The sequence below is a fragment of the Streptomyces europaeiscabiei genome (assembly GCF_036346855.1).
In the GTDB taxonomy this organism is placed as follows: Bacteria; Actinomycetota; Actinomycetes; order Streptomycetales; family Streptomycetaceae; genus Streptomyces; species Streptomyces europaeiscabiei.
Genome location: NZ_CP107841.1, coordinates 1,357,951 through 1,377,713 on the forward strand (window position 1 = coordinate 1,357,951; position 19,763 = coordinate 1,377,713).

Genomic DNA, 19,763 nt, shown 5'->3' on the forward strand with positions numbered 1-19,763 from the left:
CGTCTTCCCCCTCGACCCGTTCCGGGAGTTGTGCACGATGACCGAGCAACTCGCACCCACGACCACGCAGTCGGCGCCGGCGCGCCGACGCCGTCCCCGGGTGGGCCACATCCAGTTCCTCAACTGCCTCCCGCTGTTCTGGGGGTTGGCCCGCACCGGCAGCCTCCTCGACATGGACCTGCGCACCGACACACCCGACGGTCTCAACGACGCGCTCGCCGCCGGTGACCTCGACATGGGGCCGATCAGCCTGCTGGAGTACCTGCGGCACGCGGACGACCTGGTGGCCCTGCCGGACATCGCGGTCGGCAGCGACGGCGACGTCATGTCCTGTCTGATCATCAGCCAGGTGCCGCTGGAGCAGCTGGACGGGCAGCCCGTCGCGCTGGGTTCCACCAGCCGTACGTCGGTGCGGCTGGCGCAGCTGCTCCTCGCCGAGCGCATCGGCGTGCACCCCGAGTACCACGTCTGCCCGCCCGATCTGCGCACCATGATGGCCGAGGCGAAGGCCGCGGTGGTCATCGGTGACGCCGCGCTGCGCGCGGCCCTGTACGAGGCGCCCCGGATGGGTCTGCAGGTGCACGACCTGGGCCGGATGTGGAAGGACTGGACGGGACTTCCCTTCGTGTTCGCGGTGTTCGCCGCGCGCCGTGACTTCCTGGCCCGCGAGCCGGAGCTGGCGCGCCGGGTCCACGCCGATCTGCTGGCCTCCCGCGACCTGTCGATGACGGAGGTGTCCAAGGTGTGCGAACAGGCCGCCCAGTGGGAGGAGTTCGATGCCGCGACGCTGGAGCGCTACTACACCACGGCCCTCGACTTCAGCCTCGGCGAGGCGCAGCTCGCCGGCATCGCCGAGTTCGCACGCCGGGTGGGCGGCGGGGCCGAGGGCTTCCCGCCCGACGTCTCCGTCCGGCTGTTCGACCCCTCCTCCTGATCCGTACCCCGTCACCGAAAGGCCCGGCCACCATGTCCCGACCTCCGAAGTCCCCGCTCCAGCCCGTTCTCGACCGTGCCGCCGAGGGTGGGCGGATCACGCCAGAGGAGGCGCTCGACCTCTACCGCGACGCCCCGCTGCACGCGCTGGGCGCCGCCGCCGACGCCGTACGCAAGCGGCGGTACGCGGGCACGGAGCACATCGCGACGTACATCATCGAGCGGAACATCAACTACACGAACGTGTGCGTCACGGCGTGCAAGTTCTGCGCGTTCTACGCCCCGCCTAAGGACAAGGACAAGGGCTGGACCCGCGACCTCGACGACATCCTGCGCCGCTGCGCGGAGACCGTCGAGCTGGGCGGCACACAGATCATGTTCCAGGGCGGGCACCACCCGGACTACGGGGTGGAGTACTACGAGACGCACTTCGCCGCCATCAAGAAGGCGTTCCCGCAGCTGGTCATCCACTCCCTGGGCGCGTCCGAGGTCGAGCACATGGCCCGGATCTCCAAGGTGGGCGTGGAGGAGGCGATCACGCGGATCCACGCGGCCGGTCTGGACTCCTTCGCGGGCGCCGGCGCGGAGCTGCTCCCCGCACGCCCCCGCAAGGCCATCGCGCCGCTGAAGGAGTCCGGTGAGCGCTGGCTGGAGATCATGGAGATCGCGCACGGGCTGGGCGTGCAGTCCACCTCCACCATGCTCATGGGCACCGGCGAGACCAACGCCGAGCGCATCGAGCACCTGCGGATGATCCGTGACGTACAGGACCGCACCGGCGGCTTCCGCGCCTTCATCCCGTACACCTACCAGCCCGAGAACAACCACCTCAAGGGCCGTACGCAGGCCACGCTCTTCGAGTACCTGCGGATGATCGCCATCGCCCGGCTCTTCATGGACAACATCGCCCACATCCAGGGCTCCTGGCTGACCACCGGCAAGGAGGTCGGCCAGCTCTCCCTGCACTACGGCGCGGACGACCTCGGCTCGATCATGCTGGAGGAGAACGTCGTCTCCTCCGCCGGCGCCAAGCACCGCTCCAACCTGGGCGAACTGATCACCCTGATCCGGGGGGCGGACCGGGTCCCGGCGCAGCGTGCCACGACGTACGAGCACCTGCTGGTGCACGACGACCCGGCGAACGACCCCGTCGACGAGCGCATCGTCTCGCACATCTCGTCCACGGCGATCGCGGGCGGCACCGCGCACCCCGAGCTGAAGCTGATCGCCGCGACCTGAGCCCCGGCCCGTGTGTCCGGAGCTCGCGCGTGCCGGTGCCCCGGACACACGCGCCTCGCCCCGCACGCACTGCCACATCCCTGCACAAGGACGGAGAGAGCCCATGGCGGGCGCCATTCACGCCACGGGTCTGGTGAAGACCTTCGGTGAGATCCGGGCCGTTGACGGAGTAGACCTGGATGTGCCGGAAGGCGGCGTGCTGGGACTGCTCGGCCCCAACGGAGCGGGCAAGACCACCACGGTACGGCTGCTCACCACCCTGCTGCGCCCGGACTCGGGCACGGCCACCGTGGCCGGCCACGACGTGGTGCGCGAGCCGGACCGGGCCCGGCTGTCGATCGGCCTCTCGGGCCAGTTCGCGGCCGTGGACGACCGGCTGACGGGCCGGGAGAACCTCCGCATGATCGGCGAACTGTACGGTCTGCGGTCCCGGCCGGCCCGCCTGAGGGCCGACGAACTGCTGGACCAGTTCGACCTGACCGCCGCGGGCGACCGCGTGTCGAGCACGTACTCGGGCGGGATGCAGCGGCGTCTCGACCTGGCCGGCGCCCTCGTCGTACGACCGTCGGTGATGTTCCTCGACGAGCCGTCCGTCGGACTGGACCCGACCAGCCGTTTGATGCTGTGGGACGCGATCGAGGACCTGGTCGGGCAGGGCACGACGCTTCTGCTGACCACCCAGTACCTGGAAGAGGCCGACCGGCTGGCAAGGGACATCGCGGTCGTCGACCACGGGCGGATCGTGGCCCGGGGCACACCCCGCGAACTGAAGGCGCAGGCGGGCGGACAGCGCGTCGAGGCGACGGTCGCCCGGCTCGAACAGCTCGACACGGCCGCAGCCGTGCTGGCCAGGTTCGGCATCCGTCCCCCGGACGTGGACCGGCCGCGGAGCACGGTCTCCGTGCCCGTCGACGGCGGCGTGCGACTGCTGACGCAGGTCGCCGCCGCGCTGGACGCCGACGGGATCGAGATCACCGACATCGGGCTGCGCCGTCCCACGCTGGACGAGGTCTTCCTCGCCCTCACCGAGGACACCCGCCGGGACACCAGGCGCCCGGCGCTCGTCGCCGCCGCGCCGAGCGAGAAGGAGTGATGACAGTGTCGGCAACGGCGCCGCCCGTACCCGAGCTGAAGCCGGGCACGGCCGCCAAGTCCGTGCGTGACGTACTGGTCGTGACACGGCGCAACGTGATCCGGACGGTACGGATCCCCGAGGTGGTCGTCCTCAGCCTCGTGCAGCCCATCGTGTTCGTCCTGCTCTTCGCCTACATCTTCGCGGGGTCCTTCGCCCTGCCCGGAGCAGACGGACCGGCGGCCTACCGCGAGTACCTGATGCCGGGCTTCTTCGCCCAGACCATCGCCTTCTCCACGGCCAGCAACAGCAGTGTCAGCATCGCCAACGACGTGCAGAGCGGCATGGTGGACCGGTTCCGGTCCCTTCCCATGGCGCGCAGCGCGCTGCTCACCGGCCGCACCCTCGCGGACCTGGTGCAGAACGCCGTCATGATCGTCGTGATGATCTCCTGCGCGCTGCTGGTCGGCTGGCGCATCCACCACGGGGTGCTGCGGGCCGCCGCGGCCTTCGCCCTGCTCCTGCTCATGGGACTCGCGCTGTCGTGGGTGGGCGTCGTCGTCGGGCTGACGGTGCGCGCCCCGGAGGCGGCGGCCAGCGGCAACTTCCTGTGGCTGTTCCCGCTGACGTTCCTGTCGAACGCCTTCGTGGCGCCCTCGACGCTCCCGACGGTGCTGCGCTGGGCTGCGGAGTGGAACCCGCTGAGCGCGACGGTACAGGCGGCACGCGAGCTGTTCGGAAACCCGGGACTCACTGCCACGGGCGGCTGGCCCGCGCAGCATCCGGTGCTGGTGTCGTTGGTCTGGTCCGTGCTGATCATAGTGGCGGCGCGCGCGGTGGCGGTGCGCCGCTACCGCGCGATGGGTGCGTAGGGGGATCTCGTGACCGCGGACGCGGCGTTCCGGGCGGAGCTGATCCGCCCGTTGCACGAACTGCTCGCCGAACACGCCGCCCGGCAGCCGCAGCGGACCGCGTTCAAGGACGCCCGCCGCTCGGTGACCTGGGCCGGGCTGGACCGGCGTACCGCGCGGGTCGCCGGTCATCTGGTGGGCCTCGGGCTCGCGCGGGGCGCGGCGGCGGTGATCTGCCTGCCGAACCGGGTGGAAGCGGTGGAGAGCTGTCTGGCCGTCACCCGGGCCGGTGCCGTGGGTGTACCGCTGGACCCTCGGTCGGCCGGCACGGAACTCGCGCGGGTGCTGGACGACTGCGCGGCCCGGGTGGTGATCACGGATGCGGCGCGGCTGCCACAGGTGCGCCGGGTGCTCGCGGACCGGCCGGAGGTCACGGTGATCCTGGTCGGGGACGACTCCGAGCCGGGGTTCGCGGCGGCCGCCGACGACGACGCCGGGCTGCCGCGCTGGGAGGATCTGGCGTCGGCATGGTCGCTGCGCGACCCGCCCCGGGACGACCTGGGGCTCGACGAGCCGGCCTGGTTGCTCTACACGTCCGGAACGGCCGGACACCCCAAGGGAGTCGTGGCCACCCAGCGGACGTCGCTGTGGACGACGGCCTCCTGCGGCGCTCCCCTGCTGGGCATGTCGCCGCAGGACCGGCTGGTGTGCCCGATGCCGCTGTCCCACGTCGTGGCGCACAACGTGTGCGTGCTCGGCGTCGTCGCGGTCGGCGCCATGGCCTGCCTCACCGACGGCCCGGACGCCGAGGAAGTGCTGCACCGCGTACGCGAGGAGGACGCCACCTTCCTCGTGGGCGCGCCGGCGATGTACCGCCGGATGGTCGAGGTGGCACGGTCCGGGGCGGTGCGACCGCCACGGCCACGGGTGTGCCTGGTCGCGGGGTCGTCATGCCCGCAGCCCCTGCACGAGGAGTTCCGGTCCGTCTTCGGCGTCGCGTTGCTGGACGGCTACGGCTCGGCGGAGACCGGCGGCGCGATCACCACGAACCTGCCGCGGGGCCCGCACGTGCCGGGCTCGTGCGGGGTGCCACTGCCCGGGCTGACACTTCGACTGACGGACGCGCGCACCGGCGAGGAGGTCGAGCGGGGCGCCGAGGGCGAGATCCGGGTGTCCGGTCCGGGGCTGATGCTGGGCTACCACGGGCGGCCGGAGGAGACCGCGGCCGTGCTGGCGGAGGGCTGGTACCGCACGGGTGACCTCGGCCGGCAGGACGCGGACGGGCACCTGACGATCACGGGCCGGCTCACGGAACTCATCACCCGCGGGGGCGAGCACCTTCACCCCCGCGAGGTCGAACAGGCACTGGTCCAGGCGCCCGGGGTCGCGGACGCGGCCGTGGCGGGCGCCCCCGACGAGGCTCTCGGCGAGATACCGGTGGCGTACGTGGTACCGGTGCCGGGGTCGGGCGGAATCGATGTGGAGACGGTGCTGGCCGCCTGCCGGCGGCGGTTGCCGCCGTACAAGCTGCCGGACGAGATCCACGAGATCGCCGAGGTGCCCCGCGACCCGGCCGGGGAGATCGTCCGCGGACTGCTGGCCGATCTGCCGGCCCGGTTGTTGTGGCGCGGGTCCCGGCGGACGGCCGAGGAATCGGCCCGGTACCGCGGCGCCGTCGATCTGGGGCTTCAGGATGCCGGGCACCCCCTGCTGTCCGCCGCCGTCGAACTACCCGGACGGGACGAGCCGACGTACACCGGACGGCTCACCGTGGCCGGGTCCGACCCCTCCCTGCTGCGGCGCGTCGACGGCACGACGGTGGTCACCGCGGCCGTCCTGCTGGACCTGGTGCTGCACGCGGCGGGGCGGGCGGGCTGCGCCCGGGTGCTGGAGCTGACCGCGGACGAGCCGCTGGTGCTGCCGCGGGACGAGGGCGTGCAACTGAGGGTGGGGGTCGGTGCCCCCGACTCCCAGGGCGTACGAGAAGTGACGGTGCACGGGCGCCGGGACGCGTGCGAGGCGGCACGACGCCCGTGGACCCGGCACGCGGTGGCGTCGGTGTCACCCGTCTCCGGGCCGGAGTCGGCCATGGGTTGGGCGGTGTGGCCGCCGCAGGGCGCACGTCGGACGGGCGGGGACACCGGTGCCGGGCGACCGGACACCGCGCGGACGCCGCGTGGGGTGTGGCGGCGCGGCGACGAGGTCTTCGTCGAGGTGGCGCTGCCGGACCGGGCTACGGCGCGGGACCGGTTCGCCCCGCACCCGGCGCTGCTGGACGCGGCACTGGCCTGCGCCGTGCGGCAGACGGCGGAGGGCACGCGGGAGGACGCCGCGGACGTGGTGGCGGTGCGCTGGCGCGATGTGTCGCTGTACGCCGTGGGCGCGTCCGTGCTGCGAGTGGGGCTGCGACGATCGGCGGACGGCACCTGGGACGTGGCCGCGGCCGACGGTGCCGGGGATCCGGTACTGACCGCTCGGTCGGTGACGTGCGCGCCGTGGGAGAAGCGCGCCGTGCGGGCCGCTTCGGCGGCCCGGCAGGACGGCCTGTTCGAGGGCTCCTGGGTACCTTTCGAATTCTCGACACCGGAGGAGTCGGCCCACCTCCTGAGGAACGAACTGCTCGCCGACTGAGTCGGGCCCGCACTTCCAGGCCACCCGGGCGGGTACGGCACCGATCGGTGCCGTACCCGCCCGGTGTCGTACCCGCCCGATGTCGTACACGGATGTGGGGGCACTCCTTGCGTCACCGTCCAGGCCGGCGGGGCTGTACACGCGCGGCAGCCTTCTCCTCTGCCCGCATCATGCCTGCGGCCGGGCCACCCGCTCCGCATGCTCCCGGGGGCGCAATGCCGGACACTCCTGTGTAAGGGCCGGCGTATTTCGCGCGGGCCATGGTGAAGGTGTTCGGCGTGCTTGAGGTCCCGCTCTGGCTGTGGGGGGCGTTCGCCGCGACGGTGGTCGTGTCGCTGGCGGTAGACCTGCTGTCCCACCGCACCGCGCACGTCATCCGCTTCAAGGAGGCGGCCGCCTGGAGCGGCCTGTGGGTGAGCCTCGCCCTGATCTTCGGCGCGGTCGTCTTCCTCGTCCTCGGCAGCACCGCCGGCACCGAGTACACGACGGCCTGGCTGCTGGAGAAAAGCCTGTCGGTCGACAACCTCTTCGTCTTCGCCGTGATCTTCGCGTACTTCAAGGTGCCCCGGGCGTACCAGCACCGCGTGCTGTTCTTCGGCGTCATCGGCGCGCTCGTCTTCCGCGGGATCTTCCTCTCCCTCGGTGTGGCCGTGGTCAGCCGCTTCACCGCGGTGCTGTTCGCCTTCGCGGCGGTCCTCTTCTACAGCACCTACAAACTCCTCAAGGACGAGCAGGACAGCTTCGACCCGGGCAAGAGCTTCGCCGTACGGATGCTCCGCAAGATCATCCCGGTGCGGGACGAGTACGCCGGGGCGAAGTTCTTCGTCAAAGAAGCCGGCAAACGGATGGCGACCCCGCTGCTCGCAGTGGTCGCCGCGATCGAGGCCGCCGACCTGATCTTCGCCGTCGACAGTGTCCCGGCCGTCCTCGCAGTCAGCGATGACGCCTTCATCGTCTACACCAGCAACGCGTTCGCCATCCTCGGCCTGCGGGCCCTCTACTTCATGCTCGCCGGCCTCCTGGACCGCTTCCACTACCTGAGCAAGGGCCTGGCGATCATTCTCGCCTTCATCGGCGTCAAGCTCATCCTCCAGGCATCCCACAAGATGATCAGCCCCGGCATCCCGGAAATCCCCTCACCGATCAGCCTCGCAGTCATCGTCATCGTCCTGGCGGGTTCCGTGGTGCTCAGCCTCAGAAGACCCGCCCCGGCAGGCGATGCGAAACAGACCGGCGAACAGAGGGACACCTCCCAGGCCACCGAACAGCCCAGCTCACCGGCTGTGGTGGATGCCCCTGAGCCCCCCACCGTTTCACCAGCTCGGGACGCTGAATCCCGTCCGCACCCAGGGCGGCGAGGCGGGGCACTTCCTGATGCACCAGTACGGGCATATGGTAAAAATATGGTCAAAGTAAAGCGCAAGCCCGAAGTGTACGTGTGTCCGACCTGCAAGCAATCCGTGCCTGCCGCAGTCCACCGGCACAAGAGCCTTGGCGTCTTCGTCCCCGTGTGGGGCCCGGGCGCATGTCAAAACCGAGACTGTCCCGACTACCGGCTGGACCCCCACCGTGGGGACCAATCGAGCAGCCGTTGACGGCAGTGACAGTTCCGCCCTCGACCACGACCGGCAAACCCTCTCCTGACCGGCAGCGCGGGGGTGTACGGGGTACGCAGCGCGGACCGGCCCGAGCTACCCCTACGGGCGCGGGGACGACACGCGGCTGCGGTTGTGCAAGGTGAACCACCAGGAGCTACCCCCGCGGGCCGCCAGGACGACGCATAGCTGCGCTGGTTGCCGGTCGCCGTGTACGAGCACCGCGGGCGCGGAGACGACGCGACGCTGCGCGGCACGGACACAGGGTTCTACGAGCTACCCCCGCGGGCGCGGGGACGACCGTCACGGGAGCTTGTGGCGTCACCGCCCGATGTCGTACCCGCCCGGCGTCGTACCCGCCCGATGTCGTGTTCGGGCGTCGTGGCGGACACCGGGTGAACCGTCCCGACCAGGTGCCGCCGGCCTTCCGTGCTCGCCCAGAACCACACGCAGTACACGCAGAACACGGCAACACGCAGAACCAAGGGCCCGCCCTCTGTCAGGAAGAGGCGGGCCCTTGGCGTGGGGCGGGCGTGGGTCAGACGCCGCGGTCGGTGAGCCAGTCGTCGGAGGCTTCGGCGGTGGAGCGGGCGTAGGTCTCCATCATGGTGAAGTGGTTGCCGGGGACGTCGAGGACTGTCTGGGCCCGGTCCCAGGACGTCTGCCACTCCTCGGGCCGCATCGACGTTCCGGGTTCCGCGGGCACCGGGGGTTCACTGGAACGCACCAGCAGGACGGGGCAGTCCAGGGGGCCCGGCTCCCACTCACCGATCATCGCCACGTACCAGCTCATCGCGGTGAGCCGGTCGGAGTCCATGTGGGCGAACATCGACTCCCGTTCGAACATGCCGCCCAGCATCTGCTGGGAGAAGCGCAGGAACGGGGAGTCCGCGCGCGGCATGTAGGTGTCCAGCAGGACCACGGCGGCCGGCGCGGACCCGCGCTCCTGCATCCGCCGGGCGGCGGAGAGCGCGAGGATGCCGCCGGACGACGAGCCGAGCAGGACCGCCGAGGCGTCGCCGACGGTGCGCCGCACGGCGTCCGCGTGCAGATCGGCGACGGCGTCGAAGGTGGCGGGCAGCGCCTCCCCTGTGCCGAAGCCCTGCGTGGGCAGCGCCCACACGTCGCGTCGGCCGCGGAAGCCGGAGGCGAACCGGGCGTACTGATGGACTCCGGCGAGGGCGACGTAGGAACTGAAGCAGACCAGCGGTGCGGCGGCGGTGCCACCGGTGGCGAGGCGGATCGCCCCGGGGAGGGTGTCGAGCTCCTCCGGTGAGGTGAAGGTGGGCCGCAGTGCCGCCGCGGCGTGGAGCAGGGTGAAGCCGTCGTCGACCCGGCCGTCCAGGCATGCCTTCTTGAACAGGCCGCCGAGAGTGTCCTCGGCCCGTGCCTCGGGCCCGGCGGTCGCCGTCCGGGGTGTGCCCGCGTCCTGGGGGGACGGCTCCTCGCCCAGCCTCCGGTGGAGGTGGGTGGCGAGGGCCTCCGGGGTGGCGTGGTCGAACAGCAGGGTCGGGGCCAGCTTCAGACCGGTCGCGGTGGCGAGGTGGTTGCGCAGTTCGACGACGGTGAGGGAGTCGAAGCCCTGCTCGGTGAAGAGCCGGTCGGCCTCCACCTCGTCGGCGGTGGCGTGTCCGAGGACGGTGGCGGCGAGGTCGCGCACCATGCGGAGCAGCAGGGCTCGGCCCTCCTCGGGGCCGCGTCCGGCGAGGAGCGACGCGGCGGCGGCCGGTCCCAGGGAGCCGGCAGCGGCCCGGCGGGCCGCTGCCGGGGCGGCCGGCCTCAGCAGCGCCCGCACTCCGGCCCGGCCGGAGCCGGTGGCGACGGCGATCACCGCCGGTTCGGTGGCGCACAGGGCCTCGTCGAGGAGGCCGAGGGCGTCCTCGGTGGCCAGGGGGCGCAGACCGCCGCGGGCCAGGCGGCTCCGGTCGGCGTGGGACAGGCGGGCGGTGATGCCGCTGTCGTCGTCCCACAGGCCCCAGGCGACCGACGTGGCCGGAAGGCCCAGGGAGTGCCGGAGCGCGGCGAGACCGTCGAGGAAGGCGTTCGCGGCGGCGTAGTTGGACTGGCCGGGGGCACCGAAGGTGCCCGCGGCGGAGGAGAACAGCACGAACGCGGCCGGGTCGAGGCGGGTGGTGAGGTCGTGCAGGTGCCAGGCCCCGTCGGCCTTGGGCCGCAGCACGGTGTCGAAGCGGGCGCCGTCGAGAGCGGTGAGGACGGCGTCGTCGGCGACCCCGGCCGCGTGGACGACTCCGGTCAGCCGTGCGCCGGCGGGCAGCCGTGTCAGCAGGCGCTCCACGTCGGCGCGTTCGGCGACGTCGCAGGTCTCCAGGGACACCTGGGCGCCCAGTGCGGTGAGCTCGGCGACGAGGGTGTCGGCGCCGTCGGCGGCGGGGCCGCGCCGTGACACCAGCAGCAGGGACCGTACGCCGTGCCGGGTGACGAGGTGGCGGGCGACGGACCGGCCGAGGGTGCCGGTGGCGCCGGTGACGAGCACAGTACCCGCGGCGAGGTCCGGGGTGCCCGCGCCGGTGGCGGCGGGTGCGGCGTCGGGGTGCAGGACCCGGCCGTCACGGACCGCGCTGTGAGGGCGTGCACGGGCGACGGCGGCGAACAGGGCCGTGCCCTCGGCGTCCTCCGCGTCACCGGACAGGTCCACCAGCTGGAAGCGGCCCGGGTGTTCGGCCTGGCCGGAGCGGACCATGCCCCACAGGGCGGCGCCCGTGACGTCCGGGCTCCCGGTGTCAGGGCCCGCGTTCACCGCGCTCCGGGTGACGAACACCAGCCGTGAGTCGGTGAACCGGTCGTCGGCCAGCCAGCCGCACATCAGGTCGTGGGCGCGGGTCAGGTGGCCGCGGACCGTCTCGGGCATGCCGGGGCCGCCCGTGCGGTACGGCGCGGGAGCGACGAGGACCACGTCGGGCATGGTCATGCCGGTGTCGACGGCCTTGCCGAGGGCTTCCAGGTCGGCGTAGGTCTCCAGGTGGACGCCGGTCGCGTCGAGTGCGGCGGCGGCCCGGTCGTCGCCGGTGCCGAGCACGATCCAGCGCGTCGACTGCGGGCGCGGCGTCTCGGGGGCCGGGAGGGTCTCCTGCCAGTCCAGGCACAGCAGTTCGGGCCGGCCGGCCCCGGTACCGGGTGCGGCGGACACGGTGCGCAGGGTGATCGCGTCGGCGGTGGCGACGGGCTGCCCGGTGGTGTCGGTGACGAGAACCCGGTAGCCGTGGTCGTGGCCCGCCGGGGTGAGCCGCACCCGCAGCGCGGTCGCACCGGTGGCGTGCAGGGTCAGTCCGGTCCAGGCGAACGGCAGCATGGGCGCCGTCTCCCCGTCGTCACCCCGCAGGCCGGGGCGACGGACCAGGAGCGCCTGGACCGCGGCGTCGAGCAGCGCCGGGTGCAGCGCGTACCGCGCGGCGTCCTCCCGGTACGGCTCGGGCAGCGCGGCCTCGGCGTACACCTCGTCGCCGCGCTCCCACACGGTGCCGAGGCCTTGGAAGCTGGGCCCGTAGGCGAACCCTGCGGCGGCGAACGCCGCGTAGGGGTCCTGACCGGGAACCTGCTCGGCGCCGGGCGGCGGCCAGGCGGCCAGGTCGTCGGCGGGGGCGGGGGCGGACGGGGAACGTGGGGCCAGGGTTCCCTGGGCGTGCCGCTGCCAGTCGCCGTCGTTCCCGGCGGGTGCGGACCACACGGCGAAGGCGCGCTGCCCGCTCTCGTCGGCGGCGTCGACGGTGACCTGGAGGTCGACGGTGCCCTCGGCGGGGACGACGAGCGGGCTGAGCAGGGTGAGTTCGCTCAGGTGGCCGCAGTCGGCGCGGTCGCCGACGTGCACGGCGAGGTCGAGGTAGCCGGTGGCGGGCAGGATGGCCTGGCCGAGGACGGTGTGGTCGGCGAGCCAGGGATGGCTGCGCAGGGACAGACGGCCGGTGAACAGCAGGTCGTCGGAGCCCGCGCGGGTGACCTCCGCGCCGAGGAACGGGTGGTCCGCGCCGCGCAGGCCGGCGCCGGCGGGGTCGCCCGCGGGGGCCACGGTCGGCAGCCAGAAGCGCTGCCGCTGGAAGGCGTAGGTGGGCAGCGGCACGGTGCGGGCGCCGGGCAGCAGCGCGGCCCAGTCGGGTTCGGCGCCGTGCGCGAAGAGCGCGCCGACGGCCGTGAGCAGACGGTCCGTCTCGGGCTTGTCGCGCAGGACGGCCGCGACGAACAGCGCCTCGTCCGCGGTGTCCGGCGCCGTCTCGGCGAGGGCCGTCTCGGCCAGCGTGCTGAGGGGGCCGTCGGGTCCGGCTTCCAGGAACCGGCGGGCTCCGAGACCGTGGAGCCGCGTCACGCAGTCGTGAAAGCGGACCGGTTCGCGCACGTGCCGGACCCAGTACTCGGGGTCGGTGAGCAGGCCGGTCGCCGCGGGCTCGCCGGTCAGGGCGGAGACCACGGGCACACGTGGCTCGGCGTAGGAGATCGCGGTGGCGACGGTTCGGAAGTCGTCGAGCACCGGGTCCATCAGCGGTGAGTGGAAGGCGTGGCTGACCCGCAGCCGGGTGACGCGTCTGCCGGCTGCCGCGAAGTGGTCGCGGATCTCGGCCACGGCGGCCTCGGTGCCGGAGACCACGGTCGCGGCGGGCCCGTTGAGGGCGGCGATACCGAGTTCGTGCTCGCGTCCGGCGAGCAGCGGCAGCACCTCCTCCTCGGTTGCCGCGAGCGACGCCATCGCGCCACCGGCCGGAAGCGCCTGCATCAGTCGGCCGCGGGCGGCGACGAGGGCACAGGCGTCGTCCAGGGAGAACACGCCGGCGATGTGGGCGGCGGCGATCTCGCCGACGGAGTGCCCGGCGACGAAGTCGGGCCGTACGCCCCAGGATTCCAGCAGGCGGTAGAGGGCGACCTCGAAGGCGAACAGGGCGGGCTGGGCGTGCTCGGTGCGGTTCAGCAGCTCGGCGTCGTCGCCGAGGACCACCTCGCGCAGTCCGGGGACGCGCTCGCACACGGCGTCGAAGGTTTCGGCGAACACCGCGTGGGCCGCGCGCAGTTCGCGACCCATCCCCGGCCGCTGGGCGCCCTGCCCGGTGAACAGGAACGCGGTCCTGCCGCCGGTGCGGGCGGTGCCGGTGACCGTGCCGGGCAGCGGCGCTCCGTCGGCCAGAGCCCGCAGTTGGGCGGCGAGTGCGTCCCGGTCGGCGCCGACGAGGACGGCCCGGTGGGAGAACGGGGTACGGGTGGTCGCCAGCGCCAGGGCCGTGTCGGCGAGCGGAAACCCGGGGTGCCCGGTCACATGGTCGAGGAGTTGTGCGGCCTGGGCGCGCAGCGCGTCCCGGCTGCGGGCACTGACCACCCACGGCACCGGACCACCACCACCCGGCACCCCGCCCGACTCCTCGGTCACCGACTGCTCGGTCACCAACTCCTCGGTCACCGGCTCCTCGGGAACGGCCTCCAGCACCACATGCGCGTTCGTCCCACTGATACCGAACGACGACACACCCGCACGACGCGGACGCTCCACCACCTCCGGCCACTCACGCGCCTGAGTCAGCAGTTCCACCCCGCCCGACGACCAGTCGACGTGCGACGAGGGCGCATCCACATGCAACGTCGCCGGCAACATGCCATTCCGCATCGCCAGCACCATCTTCATCACACCAGCCACACCCGCACCCGCCTGCGTGTGACCCACATTCGACTTCACCGACCCCAGCCACAACGGCTGTCCCTCGGCCCGCTCCCGGCCATACGTGGCCAGCAACGCCTGCGCCTCGATCGGATCACCCAACCGCGTCCCCGTACCGTGCGCCTCCACCACATCCACCTCGGACGCAGCAACCCCCGCATCCACCAGAGCCGCACGAATCACCCGCTGCTGAGCCGGACCGTTCGGCGCACTCAAACCATTCGACGCACCATCCTGATTCACCGCCGACCCACGCACCACCGCCAACACCGGATGGCCGTTCCGCCGCGCATCCGACAACCGCTCCACCAGCAACAGACCACCACCCTCCGAGAACCCCGTCCCGTCCGCCGCATCAGCGAACGCCTTGCACCGACCATCCGCCGCCAACCCCCGCTGACGACTGAAGTCCACGAACAGACCGGGTGTCGACATCACCGTCACGCCGCCGGCGAGCGCCATGTCGCACTCACCGCTGCGCAGCGACTGCGCGGCCAGATGCAACGCCACCAGGGAGGAGGAGCAGGCCGTATCGACGGTGACCGCCGGGCCCTCCAGGCCGAAGGTGTACGACAACCGGCCCGACAGGACGCTGGCGGAGGTGCCGGTGCCCAGGTGGGCGCCGGCCTCGTCGCCCGGGTCGATCGGGCGGGAGGTGTAGTCCTGGTAGTTGGTGCCGGCGAAGACGCCGGTACGGCTGCCGCGCAGCGCACGCGGGTCGATGCCCGCCCGCTCGAACGTCTCCCAGGCCATCTCCAGCAGCAGACGCTGCTGCGGATCCATGGCCAGTGCCTCACGCGGCGAGATGGTGAAGACACCCGGGTCGAAGTCGGCGAAGCCGTCGAGGAATCCGCCGACGAGAGTGGAGGTACGGCCGGCCTTGCCGGGCTCGGGGTCGTACAGGGCGTCCAGGTCCCAGTCGCGATCCTGCGGGAAGGGGCCCATCGCGTCGGTGCCGTCTGCCAGGAGCCGCCAGAACCGCTCGGGGGTGTCGGCGTCGCCGGGGAAGCGGCAGGCCATCCCGACGATCACGACGGGGTCCTCGGCCCTCTCGCCGCGCGCCACGGCGACAGCGCCGCCGGATGCGGCCGGTGTGGCCGGGGCGAGCAGCTCGCCGAGGTGGTCGGCGAGCGCGGCGGGGGTCGGGTAGTCGTAGACGAGGGTGCTCGGCAGCCGCATGCCGGTCGCCTCGCCGAGGGTGTTGCGCAGTTCGACGGCGGTGAGGGAGTCGAAGCCGAGTTCGCGGAAGGCGCGGGCGGGTTCGACGTCGTCGGGGCTGGGGTGGTTGAGGATGTACGCGATGTGCGCGCGGACCAGTTCGAGCAGGGCGTGGCGGCGGTCGGAGTCGGTGAGCGCGGCGAGCCGGGTGAGGAGTTCGTTGCCACCGTCGGAGGTGCTCGGGGCGGGGGCGGGGCGCCGGGCACGCAGCCGTTCGATCTCCGGGAGCCCGGCGTAGAGGCGGCGCGGGCGGCCCTTGTCGAGCTCGGCGCCGAACACCTCCCAGTCGATGTCGGTGACCACGAGCGCGGTGTCGTCGTGGTCGAGGGCGTCCTGCAGGGCGGTGACGGCGACGGCGGGGTCCATCAGGCGTACGCCGTGGCGCTGGAGACGTTCACCGACGGCGCCTGAGGCCATGCCGCCGTCGGCCCAGCCGCTCCAGGCGACGGCGGTGGCGGGCAGGCCGCGCAGCCTGCGGTCCTCGGCGAGGGCGTCGAGGTAGGCGTTGCCGGGGGCGTAGTTGCCGTGGCCGGGGCTGCCGAACACGCCCGAGGAGGAGGAGAACAGGACGAACGCGGACAGGTCGAGGTGCGCGGTGGCGGCGTCGAGGTTGAGTGCTCCGCCCACCTTGACCCGCAGGACCTCGGCGAGGCGCTCGGGGGTGAGGGAGCCGATGACGCCGTCGTCGAGGACCGCGGCGGTGTGGAAGACGGCGGTGAGGGGCCGTTCCTCGGGGATGGACGCGAGGAGGGCGGCGAGATCGGTGGGGTCGGCGACGTCGCAGGCGACGATGTCGGCGTGAGCACCGGTGGCGGTCAGGTCGGCGAGGAGAGCGGCGGCCCCTTCGGCGTCGGGCCCCGAACGGCTGACGAGGAGGAGGTGTGCGGCGCCCGTGCGGGCGAGCCAGCGTGCGACGTGGGCGCCGAGGGCGCCGGTGCCGCCGGTGACGAGGACGGTGCCCCGCGGGTCCCAGCGGCGGCGGCCGGGCAGGCCGCCGACGGCGGCGCGTTCCAGACGGCGGCCGAGGGTACCGGTGGCGCGCACGGCGACCTGGTCCTCGTGGTCGGTTCCGGCGAGGACCGCGACGACGCGGTCGGCGGTGCGCGCGTCGAGCCGCTCGGGCAGGTCGACCAGGCCTCCCCACAGGTCGGCCTGTTCCAGGGCGACGACGCGTCCGAAGCCCTGGACGAGGGCCTGGGCGGGGTCCGGCGCGGGGTCGGCGCCACCGACGGCCACGGCCCCTCGGGTGAGGAACCACACCGGAAGGCGGGCGTCGAGGTCGTCCAGCGCCTGGACGAGGGCGACGGAGGCCGCGAACCCGGTGGGCAGCAGGGGGTGTGCCGGGTGGGGTGTGTCGTCCTGGGCGAGGAGGGAGATGAGGCCACGGGCTCCGGCGACGGTCTCGCCGAGGGCAGTGGCCAGGGCGGCGCGGTCGGCCGTGGCGTCCACGACCACGGGGACACAGGTGGCGCCCGCGCGTGTCAGGGCGGCCTGGACGGCGGTCGACTCGGGGCCGTCCTCCTGGCCGCCGGGGACGGCGAGCACCCAGCGGCCCGTGAGGGCGGGGACGGTTCTGTCCTCGATCGGGCGCCAGGTGATCCGGTAGCGCCAGCGGTCGGCGGTGCCGCGTTCCTCGCCGCGCCGCCGGTAGCCGGCGAGGGCGGGGGCCAGCGTGGCGACGGTGCCCTCGTCGAGGGCCAGCGCGGTGGCGAGGGTGGTGACGTCACCCGAGTCGACGGCCTGCCAGAACGGGGCGTCCGCGGTGGCGTCGGCCGGGCCGCCGCTCTCGGCGGGGGTGAAGGCGGGCCAGTAGCGGCGGCGTTGGAAGGCGTAGACGGGCAGGTCTGCGCGGCGGGCGGGCTCGTCGTGGACGGCGCCGAAGTCCGGGGATCCACCGCGTACGGCGAGGGCGGCCACGGAGGTGAGGAACCGCTGCTTGCCTCCGTCGGAGCGGCGCAGGGTGCCGAGGACGACGCCGTCGGTGATGTCGAGGTCTTCGAGGATGTCGCCGACGGCCGAGGTGACCACGGGGTGCGGGCCCACCTCGACGAAGACGCGGTGTCCGGCGTCGGCGAGGCCGCGCACGGCGGGTTCGAGGCGGACGGTGCGGCGGGCGTTGTCGTACCAGTAGGAGGCGTCGAGGGTGGTGGTGTCCTCGATGCGGGCGCCGGTGACGGTGGAGTGGAAGGGGATCTCGGCGGGGCGCGGGCGGACCGGTGCGAATCCGGCGAGCAGGGCGTCCCGGACCTCCTCGACCTGGGGGCAGTGGGAGGCGTAGTCCATCGGGACGCGGCGGGCCCGGACGCCGTCGCCGGTGAGGCGGGCGAGAAGCGCGGCGAGGGACTCGGTGTCGCCGGCGACGGTGACGGAGCGGGGGCCGGTGACGCCGCCGACGCAGATCCGGCCGTCGTACGGGGCGATGAGCCGCTCGACCTCGGCGAGCGGCAGCGGAACGGCGACCATGCCGCCGCGGCCGGCGAGGGCCATGAGTTCACGGGAGCGGACGCCGATGACGCGGGCGGCGTCCTGCAGGGTGAGGGCGCCCGCGATGTGGGCGGCGGCGACCTCGCCCAGGCTCTGCCCGGCGACTGCGGCGGGGCGGATTCCGCACGCCATCCACAGACGGGCGAGGGCGACGCAGGTGACGAACAGGGCGGGCTGGACGACGTCGAGACGGTCCAGCGGCGGCGCACCGGGCGTGCGGCGCAGGACGTCGAGGACACGGAAGTCGGTGTATTCCTCGACGGCGGCGGCCGCTTCGTCGAAGAAGGCACGGAACCGGGCGTCGGAGGAGTGGAGTTCGTCCGCCATGCCCTCCCATTGCGGGCCGTGGCCGGGGAAGAGGAAGACCGGGTCACCGTCGGTGTCGGCGACGCCCCGCACCACGGCGGGGTCGGGGGCGCCGTCGGCGAGCGCGGTCAGGCCGCGCAGGAGTGTCCCGTGATCGGCGGCGACGACCACGGCGCGGTGTTCGAGTGCGGGCCGGGTGGCGGCGAGGGACCAGGCCAGGTCGGCGGGGCGGACGGTCCCGTCCGGGGCGGTGCGCAGCCGGGCGGCGAGCCGGCCGGCCTGGTCGCACAGGGCGGCGGCTGTACGGCCGGAGACGGCGAAGGCCCGGGCGCGGGGGGTGTCGTCGGCGGATGCGACGGTGTCGTCCGGCTCGGCCGGCGGGGCCTGTTCGAGGATGACGTGGGCGTTGGTGCCGCTGACGCCGAAGGACGACACGCCCGCGCGGCGCGGACGGTCGCCGGGGGCGGGCCAGGGGCGGGCCTCGGTGAGCAGTTCGACGTGGCCGGCGGACCAGTCGACATGGCGGCTGGGCCGGTCGACGTGGAGGGTGGCGGGCAGTCGTCCGGCGCGCAGGGCCAGGATCATCTTGATGACGCCGGCGACACCGGCGGCGGCCTGGGTGTGGCCGATGTTCGACTTCACCGAGCCGAGCAGCAGCGGCCGGTCCGCGGGCCTGTCCTGACCGTACGTCGCGAGCAGGGCCTGCGCCTCGATCGGGTCACCGAGGCGGGTGCCTGTGCCGTGCGCCTCGACGGCGTCCACGTCGGCGGGGGCGAGCTTCGCGGAGTTGAGCGCCTGCCAGATGACGCGTTCCTGGGAGGGGCCGTTGGGCGCGGTCAGGCCGTTGGAGGCGCCGTCCTGGTTGACGGCGGAGCCGCGCAGCACGGCGAGGACGGGGTGGCCGTTGCGGCGGGCGTCGGAGAGCCGTTCGACGACGAGGACTCCGGCGCCCTCGCCCCAGGCGGTGCCGTCGGCGGCGTCCGCGAAGGCGCGGCAGCGGCCGTCGGCGGCCAGACCGCGCTGGCGGCTGAACTCCAGGAACACCGTGGGCGTCGACATGACGGTGACGCCCCCGGCGAGCGCGAGGTCGCACTCGCCCGCGCGCAGCGCCTGCGCGGCCAGGTGCAGGGTGACCAGGGAGGAGGAGCAGGCGGTGTCGACGGAGACGGCCGGGCCCTCCAGCCCGAGGGTGTACGAGACGCGGCCGGACAGGACGCTGGCGGAGTTGCCGACGCCGTCGTCCCCCGCGTTGTCGGAGAGGCTGAGCAGGGTGGTGTAGTCCTGGAGGTTGGTACCGGCGAACACGCCGGTACGGCTGCCGCGCAGGGCGAGCGGGTCGATCCCGGCGCGTTCCAGGGCTTCCCAGCAGATCTCCAGCAGGAGCCGCTGCTGCGGGTCGGTGCCGACGGCCTCGCGGGGGGAGATGCCGAAGAAGCCTGCGTCGAAGTCGGCGACCCGGTCGACGAATCCACCGACGCGGGTGTAGCTGCGGCCCGGAGTACCGGGCGTCGGGTCGTACAGCGCGTCGGTGTCCCAGCCGCGGTCGCGCGGCCATTCCGTCATGGCGTCGGCACCCTCGTCGAGCAGCCGCCACAGGTCGTCGGGGTCGCTCACACCGCCGGGGAAGCGGCAGCCCATCGCGACGATCGCTATGGATTCGTGCTGCCGGGCCTCGGCCGCGGCCAGGCGCTGCCGCGTCTGGTGGAGATCGGCCGTGACCTTTTTCAGGTAGCCGAGGAGCTTGTCCTCATCGCTCATGGTTTCACCCGTTCTCAGGTCCC

General features: G+C 73.2%; 5 protein-coding genes and 2 pseudogenes. 6 read left to right on the forward strand and 1 reads right to left on the reverse strand.

Annotated elements, in window-relative coordinates:
- Window positions 1–37: 37 nt before the first annotated feature.
- The 6 genes and pseudogenes from OG858_RS06035 to OG858_RS06060 form a co-directional block, all read left to right on the forward strand.
- A complete protein-coding gene (locus tag OG858_RS06035; protein WP_086750804.1) occupies window positions 38–934 on the forward strand; it encodes a menaquinone biosynthetic enzyme MqnA/MqnD family protein in 897 nt (298 codons plus the stop codon).
- Window positions 935–966: 32 nt separating this feature from the next.
- Window positions 967–2,172, forward strand: a complete 1,206-nt coding sequence (gene mqnC, locus OG858_RS06040) for a cyclic dehypoxanthinyl futalosine synthase (protein ID WP_328545075.1) — start codon at window positions 967–969, stop codon at window positions 2,170–2,172.
- 103 nt (window positions 2,173–2,275) lie between these two features.
- On the forward strand, window positions 2,276–3,265 hold the full coding sequence (locus tag OG858_RS06045; protein ID WP_086750802.1) for an ATP-binding cassette domain-containing protein: 990 nt from the start codon (window positions 2,276–2,278) through the stop codon (window positions 3,263–3,265).
- The gene (locus OG858_RS06050) at window positions 3,265–4,116 is read left to right on the forward strand and encodes an ABC transporter permease (protein ID WP_086750801.1); all 852 of its coding nucleotides are present in this window, start codon (window positions 3,265–3,267) and stop codon (window positions 4,114–4,116) included. The genes OG858_RS06045 and OG858_RS06050 overlap by 1 nt, the downstream gene beginning before the upstream one ends.
- Window positions 4,117–4,125: 9 nt before the next feature.
- Window positions 4,126–6,726 carry an AMP-binding protein gene (locus OG858_RS06055; RefSeq protein WP_327743215.1) on the forward strand — a complete coding sequence of 867 codons (2,601 nt, stop codon included), beginning with the start codon at window positions 4,126–4,128 and terminating at the stop codon, window positions 6,724–6,726.
- A gap of 278 nt (window positions 6,727–7,004) precedes the next feature.
- Window positions 7,005–7,958: pseudogene (locus OG858_RS06060) on the forward strand (TerC family protein); the annotation flags it as partial.
- Between the two features lie 901 nt (window positions 7,959–8,859).
- On the opposite strand, the pseudogene OG858_RS06065 reads toward OG858_RS06060, so the two are convergent.
- Window positions 8,860–19,704, reverse strand: a pseudogene (locus OG858_RS06065) (type I polyketide synthase); the annotation flags it as partial.
- Window positions 19,705–19,763 lie beyond the last annotated feature (59 nt).

Excerpts from the sequence above, each read along its gene's own strand:
- OG858_RS06035 (WP_086750804.1), top strand. The coding sequence starts at position 38 with ATGACCGAGCAACTCGCACCCACGACCACGCAGTCGGCGCCGGCGCGC.
- mqnC (WP_328545075.1), top strand. The coding sequence starts at position 967 with ATGTCCCGACCTCCGAAGTCCCCGCTCCAGCCCGTTCTCGACCGTGCC.
- OG858_RS06045 (WP_086750802.1), top strand. The coding sequence starts at position 2,276 with ATGGCGGGCGCCATTCACGCCACGGGTCTGGTGAAGACCTTCGGTGAG.
- OG858_RS06050 (WP_086750801.1), top strand. The coding sequence starts at position 3,265 with ATGACAGTGTCGGCAACGGCGCCGCCCGTACCCGAGCTGAAGCCGGGC.